This window comes from Kitasatospora sp. NPDC001132, assembly GCF_053598415.1.
Genome location: NZ_JBSFKF010000002.1, coordinates 299,368 through 322,084, shown reverse-complemented (window position 1 = coordinate 322,084; position 22,717 = coordinate 299,368). Strand labels below are relative to the sequence as shown.

18 protein-coding genes are annotated in these 22,717 nt (G+C 74.1%); 9 read left to right on the top strand and 9 right to left on the bottom strand.

The window, feature by feature from the left end:
• Positions 1-314: 314 nt before the first annotated feature.
• The 5 genes from ACWDBE_RS03495 (at position 315) to ACWDBE_RS03475 (ending at position 4,418) form a co-directional block, all read left to right on the top strand.
• A complete protein-coding gene (locus ACWDBE_RS03495; RefSeq protein WP_449807103.1) occupies positions 315-521 on the top strand; it encodes a hypothetical protein in 207 nt (68 codons plus the stop codon).
• A gap of 92 nt (positions 522-613) precedes the next feature.
• On the top strand, positions 614-1,231 hold the full coding sequence (locus ACWDBE_RS03490) for an archaeosortase/exosortase family protein (RefSeq protein ID WP_449807102.1): 618 nt from the start codon (positions 614-616) through the stop codon (positions 1,229-1,231).
• Positions 1,228-2,700 (top strand): glycosyltransferase family 2 protein, encoded by a 1,473-nt coding sequence (locus ACWDBE_RS03485; protein WP_449807101.1) that lies wholly within the window; start codon positions 1,228-1,230, stop codon positions 2,698-2,700. The genes ACWDBE_RS03490 and ACWDBE_RS03485 overlap by 4 nt, the downstream gene beginning before the upstream one ends.
• 143 nt (positions 2,701-2,843) lie before the next feature.
• Positions 2,844-3,596 (top strand): choice-of-anchor P family protein, encoded by a 753-nt coding sequence (locus tag ACWDBE_RS03480; RefSeq protein WP_449787622.1) that lies wholly within the window; start codon positions 2,844-2,846, stop codon positions 3,594-3,596.
• Positions 3,597-3,941: 345 nt separating this feature from the next.
• Positions 3,942-4,418 (top strand): hypothetical protein, encoded by a 477-nt coding sequence (locus tag ACWDBE_RS03475; protein ID WP_449787768.1) that lies wholly within the window; start codon positions 3,942-3,944, stop codon positions 4,416-4,418.
• 92 nt (positions 4,419-4,510) lie between these two features.
• Here ACWDBE_RS03475 and ACWDBE_RS03470 read toward each other — a convergent pair whose 3' ends face one another.
• The 4 genes from ACWDBE_RS03470 to ACWDBE_RS03455 all read right to left on the bottom strand — a co-directional run bounded on the left by ACWDBE_RS03470 (position 4,511) and on the right by ACWDBE_RS03455 (position 12,196).
• On the bottom strand, positions 4,511-5,065 hold the full coding sequence (locus tag ACWDBE_RS03470) for a hypothetical protein (protein WP_449787621.1): 555 nt from the start codon (positions 5,063-5,065) through the stop codon (positions 4,511-4,513).
• Positions 5,066-5,238: 173 nt separating this feature from the next.
• Positions 5,239-11,442 (bottom strand): DNRLRE domain-containing protein, encoded by a 6,204-nt coding sequence (locus ACWDBE_RS03465; RefSeq protein WP_449807100.1) that lies wholly within the window; start codon positions 11,440-11,442, stop codon positions 5,239-5,241.
• Positions 11,443-11,689: 247 nt separating this feature from the next.
• The gene (locus ACWDBE_RS03460) at positions 11,690-11,932 is read right to left on the bottom strand and encodes a hypothetical protein (protein ID WP_449807099.1); all 243 of its coding nucleotides are present in this window, start codon (positions 11,930-11,932) and stop codon (positions 11,690-11,692) included.
• A gap of 27 nt (positions 11,933-11,959) precedes the next feature.
• Positions 11,960-12,196: a hypothetical protein gene (locus ACWDBE_RS03455; protein ID WP_449787618.1), complete on the bottom strand. Its 237-nt coding sequence runs from the start codon at positions 12,194-12,196 to the stop codon at positions 11,960-11,962.
• Positions 12,197-12,531: 335 nt separating this feature from the next.
• Between ACWDBE_RS03455 and ACWDBE_RS03450 the strand changes: the two genes are divergently transcribed.
• A complete protein-coding gene (locus ACWDBE_RS03450) occupies positions 12,532-13,518 on the top strand; it encodes a helix-turn-helix transcriptional regulator (protein ID WP_449787617.1) in 987 nt (328 codons plus the stop codon).
• 141 nt (positions 13,519-13,659) lie between these two features.
• Positions 13,660-14,454 carry a hypothetical protein gene (locus tag ACWDBE_RS03445; protein ID WP_449807098.1) on the top strand — a complete coding sequence of 265 codons (795 nt, stop codon included), beginning with the start codon at positions 13,660-13,662 and terminating at the stop codon, positions 14,452-14,454.
• A 51-nt stretch (positions 14,455-14,505) separates the two neighbouring features.
• Here ACWDBE_RS03445 and ACWDBE_RS03440 read toward each other — a convergent pair whose 3' ends face one another.
• From ACWDBE_RS03440 to ACWDBE_RS03430, 3 genes are all read right to left on the bottom strand, one after another.
• Positions 14,506-15,708, bottom strand: a complete 1,203-nt coding sequence (locus ACWDBE_RS03440; RefSeq protein ID WP_449807097.1) for an MFS transporter — start codon at positions 15,706-15,708, stop codon at positions 14,506-14,508.
• A 72-nt stretch (positions 15,709-15,780) separates the two neighbouring features.
• Positions 15,781-16,806 (bottom strand): MerR family transcriptional regulator, encoded by a 1,026-nt coding sequence (locus ACWDBE_RS03435; protein ID WP_449807096.1) that lies wholly within the window; start codon positions 16,804-16,806, stop codon positions 15,781-15,783.
• Positions 16,807-16,809: 3 nt separating this feature from the next.
• Positions 16,810-17,481 (bottom strand): HEAT repeat domain-containing protein, encoded by a 672-nt coding sequence (locus ACWDBE_RS03430; protein ID WP_449787613.1) that lies wholly within the window; start codon positions 17,479-17,481, stop codon positions 16,810-16,812.
• A 246-nt stretch (positions 17,482-17,727) separates the two neighbouring features.
• On the opposite strand from ACWDBE_RS03430, the gene ACWDBE_RS03425 reads away from it, so the two are divergent.
• Positions 17,728-18,615, top strand: a complete 888-nt coding sequence (locus ACWDBE_RS03425) for a hypothetical protein (protein ID WP_449807095.1) — start codon at positions 17,728-17,730, stop codon at positions 18,613-18,615.
• A gap of 29 nt (positions 18,616-18,644) precedes the next feature.
• Here ACWDBE_RS03425 and ACWDBE_RS03420 read toward each other — a convergent pair whose 3' ends face one another.
• Complete coding sequence (locus ACWDBE_RS03420) at positions 18,645-21,368, bottom strand: LuxR C-terminal-related transcriptional regulator (RefSeq protein ID WP_449807094.1); 2,724 nt, start codon at positions 21,366-21,368, stop codon at positions 18,645-18,647.
• A 135-nt stretch (positions 21,369-21,503) separates the two neighbouring features.
• On the bottom strand, positions 21,504-22,394 hold the full coding sequence (locus ACWDBE_RS03415) for a YhjD/YihY/BrkB family envelope integrity protein (protein WP_449787610.1): 891 nt from the start codon (positions 22,392-22,394) through the stop codon (positions 21,504-21,506).
• Between the two features lie 122 nt (positions 22,395-22,516).
• Here ACWDBE_RS03415 and ACWDBE_RS03410 point away from each other — a divergent pair, with 122 nt between their 5' ends.
• Positions 22,517-22,717, top strand: a complete 201-nt coding sequence (locus tag ACWDBE_RS03410; protein ID WP_449807093.1) for a hypothetical protein — start codon at positions 22,517-22,519, stop codon at positions 22,715-22,717.

Genomic DNA, 22,717 nt, shown 5'->3' with positions numbered 1-22,717 from the left:
GTGGATTCACAGGAAATATCCATACGCGGGGTTAATGTCACCCACTTGGCCCACTCGGGTCCGTCCGAGCCGTCGGCGTCGTCGATGGTTCCCATGCCGGTGCATCAAGGCCGGTCGCAGTGCGCCGACTTGGCGGCGGCGCCCTCGCCCCCGGATACCGGATCGCCGCCACCTCCGCGCGGCCGACTGCGGCAAACGGGTGATTTCCACCCGAATGGGCGCGGCGCATCTATCCGATCATCCGATCAGCCCAGCAACATACGGCTCCAGATCGCAAAGATCGGGACAACCCGGTCACAACGAGAGGAACCACCATGTACGGACCCATAGGCGGCGGCCTTCCCCCGACGGCGGCCGGCGGCGGCGTGCTGGCCTCGACCGGCTCGCCCGGCCTCGGCCTCGTGGCGGCGGTCGGTACCGCCCTGGTGCTGGTGGGCGTCGCCCTGCTGCGGCGCAGCCGGCTCGCCGCGGACCGGGACGAGCGGACCGGTCGGACCGGTCGGACGCGCGACGGGCGGTAGCCGCACCGCCCATCCGGCAGCCGCCCGGCCGACGAAGGCCGCCCGGCCAGGCCGATCTCCGCCGACTCGACTTTCTCCCAGGGGGTTTCCTCGTGACCGCAGACGTGTTCCCGCAACCCGCCCGGCCACCGGGCCCGGCTCGCCCGACGGCGTCGGGGCCCGGCCGGGCCCCGCTGGCCGGCCGCGTGCTCGCCGGGGTGGCCGGACCGCTGCTGCTCGGCCTGGGCGGGGCCCTGGTCGCCGGTGAACGCGCCTACCGGTTCCACGAGATGGCCGGGGCGCGGTGGTTGGTCTCCCACGCGCTCGGCCTGCGCACCCTGCTGCTCCCGGCCCCCGACGCGCCGGTGCTGTACGCCGGCGACGACGGCGGGTTCGGGCGCGGGATCGCCCTGACCACAGGCTGCAGCAGCGCCCTGCTGATCGCCCCGCTGGCCCTGCTGGCCGGAGTCCTGCTGCTGTTCGGCACCCGCGGCCCGGCCCGGGTCCTGCTGGGCTTCGCCCTGGCGGCCGCCCTGGTCCTCGCCGCCAACCTGGGCCGGTTGACGCTGATCGTCGCCATGCAACACCGGTACGGCGACGAGGGGTTCGGCTGGACGCACGTCCTGTTCGGCTCGGTGCTGATGATGGCCGCCGGCCTGACCGCGCTGCTGCTCTTCCTCTTCCTGATCACCCGAACGTCCACCCGCGACGCGGAGGCCGGTGCGCCGTGACCCTGCTCGACCTGTCCGTCTCCCTCTCCTTCGTGCTGGGGATCGGCTTCCTCGTCTACGTCACGGTGATCGTGCGCAACTTCCTGCGGGCCGGCCCGGACGCCCCGGGCGACCCGAGCCGGTTCGACTGGCACTTCCTCATACCCTGCCGGGACGAGGAGGCCGTGATCGGCACCACCCTGGACTACCTCGCCCGGCACTTCCCCCGCGCACGGGTCTGGGTGGTCGACGACCACTCCGAGGACCGCACCGCCGAGGTGGTACGGGCCAGGGCGGCCGAGGGGCGGCCGGTCCACCTGGTCGGCCGGCGGCTGCCGCGGGCGCGCACCGGCAAGGGGGACGCCCTGAACGCCGCCTACCGGGCGATCGAGGCCTGGCTGCCGCAGGACACCGACGCCGACCGGGTGGTCCTGATCGTCCTGGACGCCGACGGGCGGCCCTCCCCGGGGATGCTGGACACCTTCGCCGGACCGTCCTCCTTCGGCGATCCGGCCGTCGGCGCCGTCCAGGTCGAGGTCCGGATGTCCAACCGCGACGTGGCCGTCCCGCTGCCCCACCGGGGGCGCCTCGCCAACCGGTTCGCCCGGCTGCTGGCCCGGCTCCAGGACATCGAGTTCCGCGGGCCGATCTCCGCCATCCAGATCACCCGCCGGCTCACCCGCACCGTCAACGTCGGCGGCAACGGCCAGGCCAACCGGCTCAGCGCACTGCGCTCGATCGACCGGGCCGGCGGCGAGCCGTGGGGCCGGGCGCTGCTGGAGGACTTCGAGCTCGGGCTGCGGATGATGCTGGCCGGCTGGCGCAACGGCTACACCACGACCGCCTGGGTGGACCAGGAAGCCCTGTGGAACGTACGGCAGTTGATCACCCAGAGGGTCCGCTGGGCGCAGGGCTCGATGCAGTGCGCGTCGTACCTGCGCAGGGTCTGGCGCTCCCGGGAGTTCACCACGCTGGGCTTCCTGGAAGTCCTCTACTTCATGGTCCAGCCCTGGCTGCAGGTCGTCGGCCTGGTGGTCTACACCGTGCCGATCGCCGCCTTCGGCTACAACATCGTCTTCTACCCGGAGTTCGTGCTGGCCTTCCTCCGCGAGGGCGGCGCCGTGCTGATCGCGCTCTACCTCGTCCTGGGGGTCGCCGAGTTCGCCATCTGGGGGCCGCTGTACCGGCGCCGCAGCGAGCCGGGGATCAGCCGCCGGGCCGCGCTCGGCTACGGCCTGGCCCTCGCGGTCTATGCCGCGACCACCTACCTCGTCGCGGTCCGCGCCTTCTGGCGGATCGTGCGACGCAAGGGCGCCTGGCACAAGACGGCCCGTACGGCCGTGCCGCTGCCGGCGTCCACCGCCCGGGAACTCACCGCCCGGGAACTCACCGGCCGGGAACTCACGGCGAGGGAGGTCCCCGCTCGGGAACCCACCGCCGGGCAGATCCTCGCCAAGGAGATCACCGGCCAGGAGATCACCACCGCCTGAAGCACCGAGACTTCTCCCCGACCGGTGAGGCCGTGGCCGATCCGGGCCCCGCGGCCGGTCGGCGGAGTCGACGCACCACCCCCTTTCCTGCCCCGTGCGGCGGACACCTCCGTCCGCCGTGCCCCCGTCCGAAAGGCCCACCCGTGAGAACTCGTACCCGCAACCGTGTCCTCGCCGGAACCGCGCTCGCCGTCGCGGCCCTGTCCGTGGCGTCCCCGGCGTTCGCCGCGCTGCCCGCTCCCGTGGCCGAGGCCTACGTCGTCTCCACGGAGGCACTGGGCGGCATGGTCGCCGTCGCGCCGTCGCCCGAGTCGACCTACCCGTCCGGCGGCACCCAGACCCTGATCGGCCTCGACATCGGGCCGGTCGCCACCAACTCCACGCTCACCGCGACCACCGCCGGCAACCCCGCCGACGGCACCGCGTCCGCCTCCGCGACGGTCGACAAGCTCGGGCTCAACCTGGGCGTCGCGTCCGTCTCCCTGACCGGCGTCAACTCGACCTGCACCGCCACCCCCACCGGGGCCACCGGCAGCGGCCTGATCGCGGGCGGGTCGGTCAGCGTCGCCGGCATCCCGACCAACCTGCAGGCCAATGCCCCCGCCAACACCAGGGTCAGCATCCCGCTGGTCGGCTCGATCGTCCTCAACGAGCAGACCACCGACGCCAACGGCGTGCTGACCGTCAACGCCGTCCACATCACCCTGCTGCCGTCGCTGAACGGCGCCAACCTGGTCATCGGCCACGCCCAGTGCGGCGGGGCCGAGCCCGCGGCCGCCGTTCCGATGATCAACCCGTCGGTCGCGGGGATGAGCGGCGGGGCGGTGCTCGCCGGCGTCCTGGCCACCGTCTACGTCCGCCGCCGCAACGCCCGGAACGCCGTCTCGGGCGTCTGACGGCAGGGAGGGCGGCCGGCCCGGGGCCCGCGACGGTCCCGGGTCGGTCGCCCTCCGCGCACTGTCGTCAACTCGGCTGCAGACGGCTCCTTCTGACGTGTGGTGAGCCGCCCCGGGGTGACGGGGAGTGGGAGACAGGGCCCGTCCCGCAGTCGCCGCGCGCCCGTCCCACCGCCCCGCACCCGCCCCGCGGGGTGCCCGCGCCCGGATCCGTCCCTCCCCGTCCGATCGGTCGCCTACCCTACGAACGGACCGGCCGTACCGGGCCGTCGCCGTTCTAGGAGGAGTCCCGTGCCGTCCTGCGACCCCCAACACGCTCCCGTCGGCGATGTGAGCGCAGCGCTCATGGTGATCGACTCCCGGCTGAAGTCCGTCTACGACGGCAAGTCCGGGACGGACCCCGAGCACCAGCGGATGGTCGACCAGCTCACCGCGTCCTTCGGCCCCGAGGAGGCCGAGGCGCTGGTGGAAGGCGTGTGCACGCTCGTCTACATGTACATGAACTGGCTGCGCTCGGCCTTCGAGAACCACGAGGACGACGTGCTCGAACACGCGGTCCCCAGCCTGGTGGCCACGATGCGGATGATGCCGCGGACCTTCAGCCCGGAGGTGATCCCCACCATGGCCGGCCTGCTCATCGCGGCCGGCACCGGCCTGAGCCCCAACCTGTGGCGCGCCCAGTACGGACCGTGGACGAAGGAGGAGATGAACCCGCTGGAGGCCATGACGGTCCTGCTAGCGGAGTACATCAACCGGATCTCCAACAAAGGCGAGGACTTCGCCACCAAGCTGGTCACCGACGCGCTGTCCCAGCTGGACTAGCCGTCCCGACTGGACCGGCCCTCCGGCCGGACGGGCGCCGGCTCCGGACACCGCGGGTCGGCCCCGCCCGCGGGCAGGGCCGACCGGGCCGGTCAGCCGAACATCACGCCGGTCTCGCGGGCCAGGATGTCCAGGCCGTACCGGGTCACGTGTTCGACGTTGGCCGGGTCGATGGTGCGGACGCCCTCGGCGGCGAGCCGCTCGTTGATCTTGTCCAGGTTCTGCTGGACGAGCTGCTTCTCCGCCTCGGTGGTGCGGCCCTTGTGCGGCCGTCCGGCGTGCTCCAGGCTCGCGTAGTCGACCCGGTCCCGGCCGGCGGCGGTCGCCGCCCGGGACAGGGAGGCCCGGGAGGCAGGCCTGGCGGCGCGCAGCACCTCGGCCATCGGCGCGGCCGAGGCCAGCCGGTCGAACGTGGCCGCCTCCATCACCACGGTCTGCGGCTCCGCCCGGTCCGGGTGGTGCAGCTCGATCGTGACCAGGTCGAGCGCCAGCTCCCGCACCCCGCCCAACTCCCCGGCGAGCGCGTCGATCTCGACCGGACCGTCCGTCAGGTCGGGATGCTGCAGCACCACCACCCGCACCAGGTCCCCGTCGCTCTCCACGTGCTCGCCGGTCAGGTCCGAGAACCGGATGATCTTCTGGCCCATGACTTCCTCTCCTGCCCCTGTGATCAGCCGAGAGCCTACGCCCGAAAACGATCACCGACGCACCCAGACGGCCGGGCCCGGGGGAACATCCCCCGGGCCCGGCCTCACCTGTCCTGCATCCTGTCTTGCGTCAGTGGAACGTCAGTAGGGCGTCAGCGGGTTTCGCACCCGGCTCAGTAGCGCGGGTCCACCCGGTAGGTCGGGTAGTCCGGCACGTACCAGTGGCTGGAGTCCCAGATCCCGAAGGTGAACCGGACCCCGTGGCTGCCCCGCTTGTTGGCGCACTTGATGAACTTCTTGCCGATGCTCTTCATGAGGTACGACAGCGCCCACAGGACCCAGCCGGCGGCCCGGGCGGCGATGTGCGGGAGCTTCTTCAGGATGCTGGAGATGCCCTTGGAGACCTTGCTGGAGACGATCAGCAGGCCGCCGATGGTGTTGCCCTCGGCGCGGCTGAAGTTGGCGACCCACTTCTTCTTCCAGGACATGCCGGTCAGGTCGTCCATGGTGATCGGGTCGACCGGGTAGCCGTAGGCGTTCGGCGAGCCCTCCAGGACCGGGTCGGTCTGGAGGAACCGGCCGGTGGTCGCGTCGTACAGGCGCACGCCCATCAGGGAGAGGCCGGAGACGCTGTCGGTCTCGCGCTGCGCCCCGCCGAGCCAGCCGTAGTCGGTCGAGCCGGTGGCGTCGACGACGTTGCCGTACTCGTCGTAGTGGTAGACGGCGAGGTCCTCGGTGCCGTCGGGGGACATCTGGACGGACACGTCGCCGTGCAGGTTGGTCAGCAGCAGGACGGCGCCGCCGTCGGTGCCGGTGGCGGCCGTGAGCTGGCCGGTCAGGTCCAGGACGTTGCGGGTCAGTCGGCCGGCCGCGTCCTTGGACCAGGTCGGGCTGTCGTTGCCGCCGTCGAAGTGCTTGGTGTCCTGCGCGGTGACGGCCCAGGTGCCGTCGGTGCCCTTGGTCTCCGTGGTGGAGACGGCGAGGCGGCCGGAGGCGTCCAGGTCCCAGGTCCTGCGGGTGTCGCCGAGGGTCTCGGTGCGGACCAGGTCGTTGCTGTAGTAGCCGACCTGGGTGCCCTTCGGCAGGGCGGTGGTGCGGCCGAAGGCGTCGTACACGTAGCCGGTGTCGGTGAGGCGGTCGGCGGTGTCGTAGCCGTGGTTCTCGGCCTGGGTGACGGCGTCGGCGGTGGCCGGGTCGCAGTCGTCGGTGACGCTGGTGCGGTTGGTCCGGTTGCTGCTCTTGTCGAACGCGTACGTCCGGGTGGCGCAGGCCAGGCCGGTGCTGTCGGCGGCCTTGGTGAGGCGGCCGGTGGCGTCGTAGGTGTAGCCGCTGGTGGTGCTGTTGCCGTCGGACTGGGTGCGGCCGGCCTGCTGTCCGTGGACGGTGAAGTCGGCGGTGTCGGCCAGCAGGACGGTGCCCGCCTGGTTGGTGTAGGTCTTGCCGGTCTGGACGCCCTGGCTGTCGTAGGTGCTGGTCAGGGTGTTGCCGCCGGGCATGGTCTGGGTGACCAGCCGGCCCTCGACGTCGTAGGTGGCGGTGAAGGTGCCGGCCACCGAGTCGGTCAGCGAGGTGGGCAGGCCGCGCGGGTCCTTGGCGGTGTCGTAGCCGTAGGTCACGGTGGACGGCACCGAGTCGGACTTCTTCACCGGGCGGTCGAGCTTGTCGTACTCGGTGGTGGTGACGTTGCCGGCGCCGTCGTCGTAGGAGACCGGGCGGCCGAGCTTGTCGTAGCCCTGGGTGATGGTGGCCTTGCCGTTGGTGGTGGTGGTCAGCTCACCGTTGACCGGGTCGTAGCCGAACACCGTGTCGGCGACCGCGGTGCCGGTGCCGCCGCTGGTCGAGATCTTCACCGGGCGGCCGGCCGCGTCGTAGCTGCGGGTGGTGGTACGGGTGACGCCGTTGGCGGTCTCGGTCTGCACCGCGACGTTGCCCCAGCGGTCGTACTGGAAGGTCTTCGTCGGCAGCTGCAGCGGGTTGCTGCCGCCGCCGGCGATCTGCGCGGCCGGGGCGATCGAGCAGACCAGGTCGGCCCACTCGGGGTGGCCGGCGCAGGCGCCGGTCCCGGTGCCGGTGTAGTAGGTGGTCACCGTGGTGGCGGCGTCGGAGCCGGTGGAGTTCGGGCGGCTCTGCGAGGTCACCCGGCCGCTCGCGTCGTAGCCGGTGGTGGTGGTGATCTTCAGGCCGGCCGGGTCCTGGACGGACTTGGTGGCCAGGCCCTGGGCCCAGTCGTAGCCGGTGGCGGTGGTGCGCTGGTCGGCGTCGGCGGCGTAGCCGTCGATCCGGGCGCCGACCGTCACCGAGGTGGCCAGGTCGCTGACCACGGCGCCCGCGGGGCGGCCCTCGTCGTAGCTGCTGACGGTGTGGGAACGGGCCGGGGCCTCGTCGCCGGCCGCGAGGGCCGGGCTGGTGCCGGAGGCGGCCAGCGGGTGCTCCAGGGTGACCAGCTGCAGCGGCGAGAACTGCTCCACCAGGCGCTTGCCGTCGGCCGAGTAGACCGAGGTGGAGGAGAGCACCTGGGCGCGGTCGGCCGTCGCGCGGCCGGCGATGCCGAGGGCGCGCAGCTTGTTCAGGTCGTTGCCGGTGGTGGCCAGGGCGAGGATGCGGTTCTCCGCGGAGAGGGTCCGCACCGGGCTGCCGTAGGCGTTGTACTCGGTGGTGGTGATGCCGCCGCCGGGGGTGGCGGTGTTGACCTCGCGGCCGGAGGCGTTGGTGTACGTCACCGAGGCGCGGTTGTAGCCGGCGGTGCCGAGCGCCTTGCCGTCGTGGGTGGCCGGGACGGCGTCGGGCGGCAGCACGGCGGTGGCGTCGGTCGGGGCGTCGCTCTGGCCCCAGGCCGCGACGTCGGACGGCGCCAGCGGGTACGGCGCGTTGGCGCCGCTCAGCGGGACGTCGTAGACCATCGAGGTGGTGGCGGTGCCGTCGGTGACGTCCTTGCTGCCCTGCTTGAGGGTCGGGCGGGAGGCGGCGAGCAGCATGCCGTCGCCGGCGGTGGCGGCGTTGCCGGCCTTGCCGTACTCCAGGGTCCACGGCAGCTCGCCGGGCTCGGTGACGGTGGTGACCCGGCCGGTAGCGTCGTAGCCGTACGCGGTCTTCAGCGCCGGGCTGATCCGCGGGTCCCAGACCTCGCGCAGCCGGCCCTGCTCGTCGTACGCGTACTGCGAGACGACGACGGCGGTGGCGGTGGCGGCGCCCGGGTCGGTGGACCACAGGCGGATCTGCTTCACCTGGCCGGCCTTGTCGCCCAGGGCGGACGCGGTGGCGGTGGTGGTGTCGGCGTAGACGTACTCCAGCACCCGGCAGCCGGCCGTGGACGGCACGGCCGCGCAGTTGGCGGAGGCGGTCGCCGAGGACGGCGCGACGACGTACTTCGGGCGGGCCAGGGTCTTGCCGCCGGCGACGACCTTCTCGGAGACCACCGAGGTGGTGGAGTTGTCGCTGGGCAGCGAGGAGCCGGAGATCTGCCAGGTGGTGGCGGCCGAGTCGACCTTGGCGAAGGTGACCGTGGTGCCCTCGGTGTCCTTCAGGGTGAAGGCACCGGTGAACGCGCCGGTCAGGGTGAGGTTCTCGGCACCGGGCTCGGGCTTCCAGCCGCCGGCGCCGGTGGCGGTGAAGCCGACCTCGGAGCCGTCCGAGGAGACCACCGAGAGGGAGGTCGCCGAGGTCTGGCGGACGTAGGTGTAGGCGGAGTCGGTGAGCTCGGCGGTGGTGCCGGAGCTCCACTGCGGACCGAAGATCGCGGCCTGGCCCTCCTGGGCCGAGCCGTTGGCGGGCCGGCGGGAGGAGAAGGAGCGCTCGGCGTGCAGGCCGAAGCCCTCGGCGTCGGTGGCGGAGAGGGTGAGGTCACCGGTGAGGGTGTTCACCTCGCCCGGGCCGACCTTGGTCTCCGGCGCGGTGCCCGCGTTGCGGTCCACGGTGACGGTGTTCGACTCGGTGGCGTCGGTGGCGGTGCCGTCGGTGAACACCGCGCGGACGTCGACCGGGCCGTTCTCGGCCAGGGTGTCGGTGATGTTCCAGGTCAGCGCGGCCGGCTTGCCGCCGGGGGCGGCGAACGGCCAGGCGGCCACCGCCTTGCCGTCGGTGGTGGCGACGTTGGCGACCGGGACGTCCTTCCAGGCGTCCGTCTCGCCGCGGCGGTACTGGTAGCGCACGCCGGTGTAGTTGCTGTTGCCCTCGGCCAGCAGCGAGGTGCGGCGGGCCGGGCGCTCGCCCGAGCCGGGCGCGACCAGGGCGGCGCCCTTGCCGGCGTAGAAGGCGTAGGTCTTGTCGGCGGAGACGTTGCCCGCGGCGTCGCGGGTGTGCGCCGTGATGGTGTGGGAGCCCGCCTTGAAGGTGAGCTTGGCGCTGACCGGCGTGCCGGTGGTGGCCGCGGTGACCCAGGCCCCGCCGTCCAGCCTGTACTGGAGGTCCTTCACGTCGCCGGTCGGCGGGGTGAAGGTGAAGGTGCCGCTGTAGTCGCCGTTGGCGTCCGGGGTGCCCGACCACTGGCCGGCCGGGAAGTCCCCGGAGGAGACGGTGGTCGCGCCCGGCGCGGTGGTGTCCACGGTGAAGGTGCGGAAGGCGGACCAGGCGCTGTTGGCGGTGCCGTCCCAGGAGCGCGAGCGCCACTTGTAGGCGCCGGCCGGCAGCGCGGTGCCCGGGGTCCAGGTGAACGTGGAGCCGGAGGCGGCCATGGCGGTGCGGCCGGACTGCAGGGCGGCGGTGCCGTTGGACGTCCAGACCTCGAAGTCCAGGGCGATGTTGCCGCCGTCGGGGTCGGTCGCCTTGGCGGACAGGGTCGGCGTCGCGTCGTTGGTCAGCGCGGCGTTCGCCGGGGAGACCAGAGTGGAGACGGCCGGCGGGGTGTTGTAGGTCACCGACAGGTACGGGGTGTTGGACGTCGCGTTGCCGGAGTTGAACTTCTTCCAGCCGTACGGGTCGCTCTCGTCGGTGGCCCGGATGCCCAGGGTGTTGTTGGCGTTGCCGTTGGCGGCCCAGGCCTTGACCAGGCTGGTGATGTCCTGGTTCACCCAACCGTCGTTGCAGGAACTGGAGTAGCCCTTGGTCGCGGTGGAGGTCGCCCACTTCTTGTTCCAGCCGGGCTGGGCCGTCCAGCGGGTCGCCGTGGTGGCCGTGCCGGTGTCCCACACCTCCCAGCTCTTCGCCGTGCAGGACCAGCTGTGGAAGTTCCACAGGTTGAGCTTGCCGCTGGTGATCTGCTTCCCGCTGATCTTCGCCATCGGGAACTGCAGGAATGAACGCGCCACCTGGCCGGAGCCGTTGTTGCCCAGCTTCAGTTCGGTCTGCGAGGAGACGTCGGTGGCGTAGCCCTCCTGGACGAAGGTGTCGAAGCCGACGCCGATGTTGACCGCGGGGTCGATCGTCACCGGGTACTTGGTCTTCGGGTCGTTCAGGAAGGCGGCGTCCGGGGTGAGCGTCAGGTCGATCGCGTTCCCGTCCTGGGTGACCTTCAGCGCGACCGGCGCGGTGCGGGTGTGGTCGCCGCTGCGCTCGTCGACCTGCGCGTCCCACATCACCGGGGCGGGCAGCTGGCCCTTCTCCTCGCCGGTCTTCGGGTCGAGGAAGGAGACCGAGTTGTCCGGGTTCTGCCGGGCCTGGAGGCCGGCCGCGTCCAGGGTGAGCGTCACGCTGCCGTTGGCGGCCACCGCCGAGCGGTCCTTGAGCTCCAGGAACTGCTCGAAGCCGGTCCGGGTGGACTCGATGACCAGGTCGGTGGCGGTGAGCGCGTTCGCGTAGCGGGCCTTGGCGCCGTCCACGGTGGGCTCGGGCAGGGTGCCGCGCCAGGACAGCGACATGGCGGTGCCCTGGCCGTTGTCCAGCGAGACCAGCGGCGTGGTCGGGGCCTTCGGGTCGCCCGCCGGGGCGCCGGCGGCCTTGAACTTCGACGCGGTGGCGGGTGCGGTGGCGCCGGCCAGGGAGAGGTTGAGCGGGTGGCCCTTGGCCTTGACGCTGCCGTCCGACTGCTTGGCGAGGTCGACGTCGATCGGCTGGAGCTTGCCGGCCTTGTCCTTGTAGCGGACGGGGCCGGTGGCGAGGTCCAGGGTCGTGGTGCCGTCCGGGTTGATCCAGGTGGTCGTCGACTCGGTGCGCTCGTCGACCACCTCGATCCGGCGGTTCTCCAACCGAGCCTTGAGGTGGGCGGTGGGGATGTCCTTGGCCTCGGCGGGGCCCTGCGCCTTGGCGGGCTTCGGGGCCTGCTCCGGGGTGACCGCGACGGCCTGACCGGTCGTCATGATGACGGCGGCGGCCTCGGCGGAGAGCACCACGGCGAGGGCGACGGCGGTGTTGCGCAGCACGCTGTTGCGGCGGCGTGGCGCGGTGGGGGGAGGCGAGCCGGCTTCGGTCCGGTGCCGTGGTGATTCGCCCGTGGGGCGTGACATGGAACTCCTCGACTGTTCTGGTCGGTTGTTCGGTCTGTTCGGTCTGTTGAAAGGAGAGGAAGGGTCGTCGGGGAAGGGGGGCACAGCCGACTTGCCGAGTGCATGTCAGATATGCCGAGGTAAAGCCGGCGCAATGAATCGGCCAATTTTCCGGACCGGTGAGATCGGTCGAAAACCGCCCGGAAGTGCGGAAACCGTTCGGGCGTGACGACGGGTCACCGCCGCCGGGAACCGGCGGTCGGCGCGACTAGCGGAGGCCGGACGGGAGCCGGCCGGTGGCCGTCAGCACCCGGTCCAGCAGGCCCTGCGCCCTCGACCGGGCCGCCGTCCCGTCCGGGGCCCGGACGTAGAGCACCAGGCCCACGCCGCCGGGCACGGTGCGGGCGCGCACGTGCTCCAGGCCGTCACCCGGACCGGCACACGCCCACAGCGCGGCCTGGACCTCCACGGCCGCCGCCTCTCCCGACGGGGAGGCGGCATCGGCCGGCACGGTCAGATGGACCGCGAACACCGCAGGTCAGACCCGCCCGGCGAAGTCGTCGACCGCCGGGGCGTCCCAGCCGATCGACCGGGGGGACGGGGTGTCCCACCCGATCGAGTCGGCGCCGGGGACGTCCCAGCCGATCGACCCGCCCGTGCCCTGGACGGCGGACGGCGCGGCGGCGGAGGCGGTCGAAGCGGCGGCGAGGGCCGGGGCGGTGGCGCCGGCGATGGTGAGGGTCAGGAGAACGGCGGCGAATGGACGGACGGCCACGACGGAGTCCTGTTCTGTGCGGGAACTGCGTTGAGGGAGACCGCAGTTCTGGGTGTCCGGAAATTCGTGCATTGCGCGCACGGCGAATCCTTCCGTTTCGCGGCCCCCCACGGGAAGGGAATCCGGGGGCAGGATCAGGACAGGCAGCATGCTGCAAAACCGCGCGGGGCGGCGGGACGGATTCCACCCCGCCGCGGGACCTGCCGGGGCCCGGACGCCCCTGGAGTGGGGCTTTGACCGGATCATGCCCTTGCGATCGCGTTCCGGCCGGAGGAAAGATCGGCTGCGGGCCGACCGGGCATACGGAATCGTCCACGGGGATCAGGGGTCGTGAAGTGCTGGAACTGCTGGGGCTGGACGCCACTGCGGAAGCCGTCTACCGGGAAATGCTCGCCGACCCAGAGGGAGGGGTCGCGGAACTCTGCGAGCGGCTCGAACTCCCCGAGGCCGACGTGCGCACAGCCCTCGACCGGCTCGCCGACCTCACCCTGCTGCGGAACTCCCGCGAACGGCCCGGCACCCTGCGGCCGGTCAGCCCGGAGCGCGGACTGGAGATCCTGCTGCGCCGCCAGGAAGAGGAACTCGCACGCCGCCAGCAGGAGTTGGCGGCCTCCAAGGCCGCCGTCGCACACGCCCTGGGGGAGTACGCGAAGGTACGGACCGACACCCCGGTGGCCGACCGCGAGCGGCTGCTCGGCCTGGACGCCATCCAGGACAAGCTGGAGGTGCTGAGCGCCCGGCTGACCACCGAGGTCCTGGCGGTGATGCCCGGCGGCGGCCAGTCCGCGGCCAGCCTGGCCGCGTCCCGCCCGCTCGACGAGGACGCCCTGCGACGCGGAGTCAGGCTGCGCACCGTCTACCAGGACAGCATCCACGACGCCCCGGAGACCCTCGACTACGCCCGCTGGATGGCCGATCTCGGCGCCGAGGTGCGCACCGCGTCGGCGCTGCCGCCGCGGATGCTGGTCTTCGACCGGAGCACGGCCGTGGTGCCGATCGACCCGGAGAACACCCGGGCCGGCGCGCTGTGCACCAGGGAGCCCGGCATCGTCGCCTCCCTGGTCGCCCTGTTCGAGCAGACCTGGGAGACCGCGGTCCCGATCTGCGGAGACCGGGACGAGGTGGCGTCGTTGACGCTGAGCGCCGGGGAGCGCGAGCTGCTGCGGCTGCTGTCCACCGGGCTCACGGACGACGCGGCGGCCAAGCGGCTGGGCGTCTCGGTGCGGACCGTACGGCGGCAGATGGCCTCCGTGATGGAACGCCTCGACGCGGCGAGCCGCTTCGAGGCCGGGCTGAAGACGGCGCGGCGCGGTTGGTTGTAGGGGCCCATGCGGGCCTGACCGCCGGACGGGCGGGCGTCGCGGCGGCCGGTTCCGGGATTCACCGGCCGGCCGCCCGGGTACGCCGTACCCTCGGGGCGCAGCCGGTCGGCCGCCGCCCGTGGCCCTGAGGAGGAGGACGGCGTGGACACGGCTGCGGAGGACACGTCCCTGGGCGGGCCCCGGATCGACCCGCTGCTCGCCGACCGCGTCACCGAGGCGCTCCTGCTGGCCGGCCTGCCCGTCGGGTACGGCGGGCACGGGCCCGGCGTCCGACTGCGCCCGGCCCGGCCGTACGACGACTACGACGACTGCGCCGGACTGCTGGCCCTGCACTGGGAACCCGGCCCCCGGCTGGCGGCCGCCGCCGCCATGGAGGAGCCCCGGCAGCCCGCGGCCGCCGCCCGACGGATCGTCACCGCCGGCATGCAGAACGCGCTGGCGGAGTTCCTGCCGGCCTTCGGCATCGAGGTCGTGGCCGGCCGGCTCGACGGCGAGACCAGGGTCGGCGGCGCCGGCGGCCCCGCCCCGGCCGGCCCCGCCCCGGCCGGCTCCGCCCTGGCCGGCTCCCGCCCGCAGGACCTCGGCATCGACGCGGACGTCGTCGACGCGGTGCGCCGCACCGCCGCACTCGCCGGTCTCCCGGTCGCCGACCACCTGCACGCACCCGGCATCACCCTCGCGCCGTGCCGGCCCGTCGACGACGGCGACGACACCACCGGCGTCGCCGACCTCCGCTGGAACCCCTCCCGCCGCCTGGCCGCCGCCCCCGCCGAGCAGGCCGCCCGGGCCCGTACCGCCGTCCAGGACGCCATGCGGCACGCCTTCGGCGCCGTCCTCGGCGCCTGCGGCCTCGACCTGCGGTGGCGCCGCCCGGCCGCCCTCCCGTACCAGTTGCGCGCCTTCGGGCTCGTGGAGCGGCCGCCGGTCCGGCGCTGACGTCCGGCGGTCTCCGGTGCCGGTCGAGGGTTTTGGGACTCCCGGTCCAGGTCAGCGGAGTCGGGTCGATCGCCCCTCAACCGGCGGGCGGAGCGCTGGACTTGGCGAGGCGGCCGGCTGCCGCAGCGGGGCCCGGAGGCGGTGGGCGAGGGCGCTGGCAGCGACGCAGAGGAACAGGGCGGTCCAGAGCAGCGGGGGGTTCTGCAGGCCCAGGCCGATGACGGCCGGGCCGACGGCGTAGGAGACCGTCCAGGTCAGCTGGAACAGGGACATGTACGGGCCCTCGTCGCCCTTGGGGGCCATGGTGACCGCCGCAGCGGCCGCGGTGGGCTTCGAGGCCAGCTCGGCGAGCGCCAGGATCGTCGCGACGAGGACGGCGAGCGGGCCCTGGAGGCGGTGCGGGGCGGTCGGGATGGCGGCGGTCAGGGCGATGGCGGCGGCCACCGCGCCGATCGACAGGCGCAGCACCCGGGACCGGCTCCAGCCGGAGAGCCGGCGGCTGATCCGCATCTGCAGGGTGGTGGCGGTGGCGTAGCGGACGGCGACCACGACGGTCGGCCAGTAGGGCGCCTGGTGGAGGCTCTCCACCAGGTACACCGGGAAGGCGACCGTCGGGATCAGCCAGGCCGCCGACAACAGCGTCTGGGACGCGACCAGGGACAGGAAGCGCCGGTCGCCGAGCGCCGCCCGGGTGTTCGAGCGCGCCGCCGCCCGGGGCCCGGGCCGCTCGGCGGCCGGCACGGTGACCCCCAGCAGCAGGACGGCGGCGACGAGGGAACTCGCGCTGTTCAACGCGAGTGCGACCAACAGGCCGTGGCCGCCGTCGAGTGCCATCAGGGCGGTCGCCCCCAGGGTGCCGACGCCCAGGGAGGTCGTCTTGAGGACGGTGACCGCGGAGAACCACTCGGTGAGTTCCTCCGGTTCGGCGAACCGCGCTACCAGGGTCGGCCAGGCGGCGCCGTAGAGCCGGTCGGCGGCCGTCACCAGGAAGGTGGCGGCCGCCACCGTGGCCAGGTTCCCGGTGGCGAAGAACAGGCCGTACCCGAGTGCGGTCAGGACGTTGCCGACGAGCAGACAGGCCTTGGGCCCCGCGGCCTGGACCAGCCGTCCGCAGAGCGGTACGACGGCGAAGGACGCGAGCGACCCGACCGTGACGGCGGTGCCCGCGGCGGCCGCCGGGAAGTGCTGGACGGTGACGAAGAACAGCAGCGACAGCGGCAGGAAGACGCCGGAGCCGAAGGTGTCGATCGCCACCGAGAGGAACAGCCGCCGCTGTCGACGGAACCGCCCGGCCCCTGTCACCCCGCCCCCGTCCCCGCCCCGCGACTACCGCGTGCTGCGCAGCTTGAGAATGTACGTCGCGGTGAGCGCGACCGCACGGTCCTCGTCCCGGGCGAGCTCGTCGAGGGCTCGGTCCGTGGTGCCGCCCGGGACCTCCGCGAGCGCCTGGGCCAGGCGGCGGCGGGCGTCCGGGCCGACGGCGTCGTGGGCGAGGCGGTCGACCAGCCCGGCGGCGATCCGCTCCGCCAGCGCGGGGTCGCCCGCCAGTGTGCCGAGCGCGTCGGCCGCGTCGGCGTCGTTCACCGCCTCGACGATCATGTCGACGAGCGTCGGGACGGCGTCGGCGACCCCGCGGGCCCCGAGCGCCAGGGCCGCGTACCTGCGGACCACGGCGTCGGGGTGCCCGAGGGCGTCCCGCAGCAGCGCCGTCGCCGCGCCGTCCGGCAGCTCGGCGAGGGACCGGACGGCCCGCTCGCGCACCTCGGCCGCGGGCGAGCGCAGGCCCGCCGCGAGCAGGGCCGCCCCGTCCCCGCCGGCCCGCGCCAGCGCCCAGCGCAGGGCCCCGGCGACGTTCGGGTCGGACTCGCCCAGTACGGCCTCGACCAGTGCCTCCACCGGCACCGCGACGTCCTCGCCCGCGGACCGGGCCGCGTCGCCCGCCGACAGGGCGGCGCGCTGCCGGGCGCCCGGGCTCTTCGACTCCAGCGCCTGGAGCAGCGCGACGACCCCCAGCACCTCCTCCCAGCCGGCGGGCTCCGCGGCGTCGATCCGCCGCAGCCGGGTGAGCAGCTCCGTCTCCGCCGCGATGCGCTCGCGGGTACGGCGGATGAGGTCGTCGACGAGTTCCGCCGGCGCGAAGCCGGGGTCGTCGAGCGCCCGGCCGACGTCGCGCAGCGACAGACCCAGCGACCGCAGGCTCTCGATGTGGAAGATCCGCCGGATGTCCTCGTCGGAGTACCGGCGGTAGCCGGAGCCGGTGCGCCCCGTGGGCCGTACCAGCCCGAGCGACTCGTAGTGCCTGAGCATGCGGGCGCTGACCCCGGACCGCCGCGCGACGTCGCCGATCAACACTGCCTACCGTCCCTCCTGGCGGCCCTGACCGTAGACCGCCGTGCGCTTCGCCTCCTCGATCGCGGACTCGAATCCGGCGTCCGGGTCGTGCCACAGCCGTTCGGTGGCGAGCGCGTGGGCGCGCACCCGGGGGTCGGGGTCCGTCGTCGCGGCCTTCAGTGTGGGCAGCATCGCCTCCCCGAGCGCGACCAGCGCCCGGCTGAGACTCAGCTGCGTCTCGCGTCCGCCGCGTCCGAGTTGAGCCGCCAAGACTACGGCCAGGTCGCGCTGCCCACCGTCGGGTACCAGCACGACCGCGGCCCGCCAGGCGCTGCGGGCCACCTCGTCGTCGGCGTCGGCCAGCAGCGCGGGCGTGATCGCCGGCCAGGCCCGCCGGTCCCCGATCTTGGACAGCGTGTGCAGGGCCTGGCTGCGGGCCTGGGCGCGCTCCGCCCGGACCTCGTCGAGCAGCAGCGGGAGCGTCGCCGCCGCCTCGTGCCGGGTGAGCGCCCAGGTGAGCATCTCGCGCACGGTGAACTCGGGCTCGACCGCGCACCGCTCGACGAGCCCGCCGACGAACCCGGGGTGCGGGCGGCTGCCGACGGCCAGCGCCGCCCGCAGCCGCACCGACGCGTCGTCGTGCTCCAGCCCCCGCAGCAGCGGCGTCGTCTCCGTGTCCTCTTCCGGCCTGATCATCAGGACCACCTCCAGGACCGCAGTGAAGTCCTTGTCACCGTGTCAAGGTCAAGCGGTCGGTCGGTCGGGCGGTCGGTCGGGTCCGGGCCGAGGGGCAAGCCGAGGGGGAGGGGGAGGTGGGACGGCCCCGGGCGGTCGTGCGGCGGCGGGGTTATTCTGCGGCTGATGGGCGGATCGGAGAGTGCGCGGCGACAACCCGGCGTGGTGGGACGACTGCTGAGGACGCTCCGGGCGGATCCCGCGTACATGCCCGAGCGACTGGCGGCCTTCGTGGTCGACTACCTGGGCCCCCAGGCGGCCGAGACGGCCGCGGCGCTGCGCGACCCCGAGCGGGCGTGGGGCGACCCCGAGCGGGCGCCCGAGCGAGCGGAGAACGCCGGGCCGGATCCCGTCGGTCGGATCATCGACCGCGGGGTGCGCCGCACCGTGGTCGAGGGCTCCTTCCTCGGCGGCCCGTTCATCCTCCTGCTCCCGGTCGCCTTCGTCGCCGCGCTGCTCGCCCAGCTGCGCATGGTGCTGGAACTCGCCGCCCTGTCCGGCCGCGACCCCTGCGGTCCCGACGCGGCGGCGGAGGTGCTGGTGGTGCAGGGGGTCCATCCGACACCGGCGCAGGCGCACGAGGCCCTCCGGAAGGCGTCGCGGACCTCGGTCGACGGCCGGGAGAAGGCCTCCTGGCCGGCCGTCGTCCGCCGCCAGGCGTACCTGATCGGCCTGCTGACCCCCGACGACCCGGAGCGCTCGGCAGTGCGCAAGTGGCTCGGCTGGGCCGGGCTGGGCGGGCTGCTGCTCGTCGGAACCGTGATCCCCTTCGTGTGGGTGCCCGCGTGCGGCGTGATGTACCGCCGCGCCACCGGCGAGCTCGCCGACCGGGCCCTGCTCCGGTACGGGCTGGAGGGGCGCGCGGCCGCACGGGCGGGGAGGGCCTCGTCGATCCTGCGCCCGAGCATGCTCCTCGTGGCGCTGCGGACGGCGCTGGCGGTCCTGGCCACCGCGGGCGCGGTGCTGATCGTGCTGTTCACCGGGGCCCGGGTCGTCGGGAACACCTGGCTCGCGATGTTCCTGGTGCTGCTCGGGATGGGTGCCCTGGCCGTCGGATGGCGCTGGCTGCGCGCCCGCCGGTCCCGGCGCGCCTAGCCCGCGGGTAGCGGTGGAGCGGTCCGGGGTCAGAGCAGGTGCAGCGCCCGCGCCCGCCGCACGGCCCGGTTGCGCCCGGTGACGGAGAGCTTCCGGTTGATGCTCTTGAGGTGGGTCTTGACGGTGTTCACGGAGAGGAACAGCTCGGCGGCGATCTCGTCCGTGGACAGCATCTGCGCGGCCAGTCTCAGCACGTCCAGTTCGCGGTCGCTCAGCGGCTCGACCGGATCGTCCGCCGCGGCGGTGTCCCCGGCCGCCTCGCCCGTGGGGCCGGGCAGGAGGTCGGGGGGCAGCCAGCCGTGGGAGTCCACCAGCTCGGGCCGGGAGCGCAGCAGCCGCGCCAGCCACGGCCCGGCGTCCCGGAACGGCCGGCGCAGCCGCTCCGGCCGGGCGACCGCGAGGGCGCGGGCGAGCAGGCGCTGGGCCGCGGCCTCGTCGCCGAGGGCGAGGGCCGCCTGGGACCGGGCGAGCAGGACCCGTACGGTGACCGCGGGCCCATGGCCGTCGTGCTCGGGGATCGCGTCCAGGATCCGCAGGGCGTGTCGGCTCTCCCCGGCGGCGAGCCGCGCCAGGGCGGCGGCGACGGCGCAATCCGGTCCGTCCGTACCACTGCGCTCCAGTGCCCGGAGGGCGGCGGCCGGGTCCCCCTCGGCGAGGTGCCCGGCGGAGACGGTCACGGCCACGCCCTCCCGCACCCAGGGCGGCGGCGGTCCGGCGGTGGGGCCGTCGTGCTCCAGCCCGGCGAGGAGGTCGAGGGCCGCACGGGTACGGCCCTCGGCCAGCAGCGTCCTCGCCCGGACGATCGCGATCCCAGCGGCGACGGCCGGGTCGTGGTCGGCCGCGTCCGATCCGGCGGCCCGGTCGATCGCCGCCCGCGCCGCGGGCAGGTCGTCGCGGTCGACGGCGAGCGCGGCCAGCACGAGCCGGCCGGCCCCCGTGCGGGAGTCCGGTGGCAGACCGGCGCGTTCGGCCTCCGCCCCCGCCTTCCGCAGGCGGACCTCCGCTCGCCCCGGCCTGCCCCGGAGCAGGTCGATCAGGGCCAGCCGGGCGAGCGACTCCTGGCGCGGACAGGCCGTGGTGGCGTCGTCGCCGGCCGCGGCGGCGGACAGCGCCGTTTCGGCGGCGTCGAGGCTCCCCTCCCAGAGCAGCGCGGAGCCGAGGTCGGTGAGCCGGAGCGCGGGAAGCTCGGGGTGCTGCCGCAGCAGCCCCGCCGGGAGGTGCTCCTCCCACCGGGCGGCCTGGGCGGCGGCGGCCTGGGCCATGTCGGCCGAGCCGAGCAGCCGGCCCGCCAGCACCCGCAGGTGGGCGAGGCTGAGCAGGGCCGCCGCCGGGACGTCCTCGCCGTCGCGTTCGGCGAGCAGCGCCTCGGCGCGCCGGAGGTGTTCGAGCCCGCGGTCCACGTCGTGGTGGGCGAGGTCGCGCGCGGCCCGGACCAGCTCCGGGGCGGGCCCCCGGGCGTCGGGCGCCATGTCGGCGAACAGCCGGTCGAGCCGGTCCGCGCCGCGGCCGGTGAACAGCCGTCCGATGGTCAGCCGGTCGACGACCTGTGTCGCGGCGAACTCCCAGTCGCCGGCCGCGGCGGCGTGCACCAGCCCGTCCGTCAGGTGCCCGGCGGCGATCAGCCAGCGGGCGGCCCTGCGGTGCAGCGCCCGTTCCAGCCCCGGGCTGCGTGCCGCCAGGTGGACGCGCAGGATCTCGGCGAACAGCGGGTGGCAGCGGTACCAGCCGTGGCCGAGGGCCTCGACGAAGGTGTCGGCGCGCGCGAGGTCGGCGAGGATCCGCGCCCCGTCAGTACGGCCGGTCAGCGCGTCGGCCAGATCGGGGTGGACCCGTTCCAGGACGCTCGTGCGCAGCAGGAGGTCCTGGGCCTCGGCGGGCTGGGTGTCGAGGACCTCGGCGAGCAGGAAGTCCGCGACCGTGCTGCGGCAGGCCTCGAACTCCTTCAGGTACGCCTCGGGATCGGCGGCGCCCTGGGCGGCCAGGGCGGACAGCCGGAGACCGGCGGCCCAGCCGCCCGTCCGCTCGGTCAGCGACCGGATCGTCCCGGCGGAGAGGTCCAGGCCGTGCCGGCGCAGCAGCGCGGCGGTCTCCCGGGGGCGGAAGGCCAGGTCGGCGGCCCGGATCTCGGTGGTGCTGCCGGAGGCACGGTAGCGGTGCAGCGGCAGGCTCGGCTCCGTGCGGCTGATCAGGACGAGCCGCAAACCCGGGCCCGCGTGGCCGAGCAGGAAGTGGAGTCCGGAGGCCACCTCGGCGGACGACACGTGTTCGAACTCGTCGAGGACGAGGACCACGGGATCCTCGCGGCGGCTCAGGTGGGCGGCCAGCCGGGCCAGCAGCGAGTGGTCGACCTCGGAAGCCCGGGCGGGGCAGCCGATGTCGTCCGGCAGTGCGACGCCGTGGTGCCGGACGGCTTCCAGCAGGTAGGCCCAGAAGACGCCCGGCGCGTTGTCCTCCCGCTCCACGGTGAGCCAGACCGCCGAGCCGCGCAGCCGCGTGGTGGCCAGCCAGTCGGCGACGAGCAGGGTCTTTCCTGCTCCCGCCGGGGCGTTCACCAGCAGCAGGGACGTCCCCGGGCCGTCGCCGAGGCGCCCGACCAGTCGCGGTCTGTGCACGAAGGTCACCGGGATCGGAGGGACGGCGAAGCGGGCCGCGAGCACCGGGTCGCCCCCGGGTATGCGGGCCGGCCGCGCGGAGCCGCGTCGAGGTGCGTCCGCCGGGCGGACGGGGGAGCCGGCGGCTGGGCTGAGGGGCATGGTGCTCACCTCAGAGGGGATGGCGCATGGTGAGCGCGGATCGCTGACAACCCCATCCTGTCCGACACCGTTCGGGCTGGCAAAGGCGGCCGAGGCGCCCGGGCGGGTGCCCCACGGGCCGCTGCCGCGGCGGCCTCAGTCCTCGTCCTCCGGGTCCGGCAGCGGAGTTCCCAGCAGCCGGGCCAGTCGTCCCTGGCTCGCCACCACGTACCCGATGCCGATGCAGAGCGTGATGGCCGTGAACACCACGATGAGCCAGCTGAGCAGGGTGAAGACCAGGCCGAGCGGGCCGAACTGGGTGATGCTGCGGTTCAGCGAGTGGGGGACGTAGAGCCGTGACGCCCAGGCGAGCACCGTCAGCGCGGCGGCGGTCAGCACCGCCCCCGGCAGCAGCGGGGGCCACGGGATCCGGCCGCCGAGCAGCAGGTGCTGGGTCCACCACCAGAGCAGGGTGGCCGTGATCAGGTAGAGCACGGCCCCGAGGACCGCGCCCGCCCCGAGCCCGGCCCGGATCTGGCCCTGGAGGATCAGGGCGGTCAGCCACACCAGGAGCCAGGCGAGCCACCGCCACGCCGCCAGGCGGCCCGCCAGGTGGGGCAGGTGCCAGCTCCGCTCGCACAGGCGCTGCAGGACGCGGCTGCACGTCGTGGCCGAGAGCAGGGTCACCACGATGCCGATGCCGCCGAACGTCTCGGTGGTGGACTCCTCACCGGCGGGGTTGAGCGCCGCCGTGATCTCGTTGAGTGAGGCGCCCTGGAGGCCCAGGACGGTGCGCAGCGACTCGGAGACGCTGGTGCGCACCTCCTGGGGCATGAAGGCGGCCAGCACGAACAGCACCGGGATGGCGGTCAGGAACGTCTGCGCGGCGAGGCGGGTGGCGGTGTCCAGGACGTGGACGTGGAGCAGCTGGGCCGCGAGCCGGCGCGGGAACGGGGCGTCGCGCAGGGTGGCCGTCCGCCCCTTCAGCCAGGCGGTCCTGCCGCGGATCCAGTCGGCGCGGCTGGGCTGACCACGCTGCTGCGCCACGCCGCGCTCCCTCCGGTCGATGCCCCCGCTCCGTTCCCGGTCCGCTGCTGCGGATTCCGTCCAAGACTGGGCGACGGGACGCCGTGCGGCACCTCGGGCGGTCCGCCGTTCGGCGCAACGCGGTGACCGCCCTCGACGGGCGTCCCGGCCGCGGGCGCGTACGGGGGTACTGCGCGGCCCAGCTCGGTGGCCTCAAGGTGTCGCTGCCGGCCGCCGCCGCGATCACGCTCGCCTGGTTCGCCTTCACCGGCCACCTGCCGGCCCGGCGCGCGTCCGGTGCGGGCGAGCCGGCGCGCGAGGGCGGCGGGACGGGCCGGGCGTAG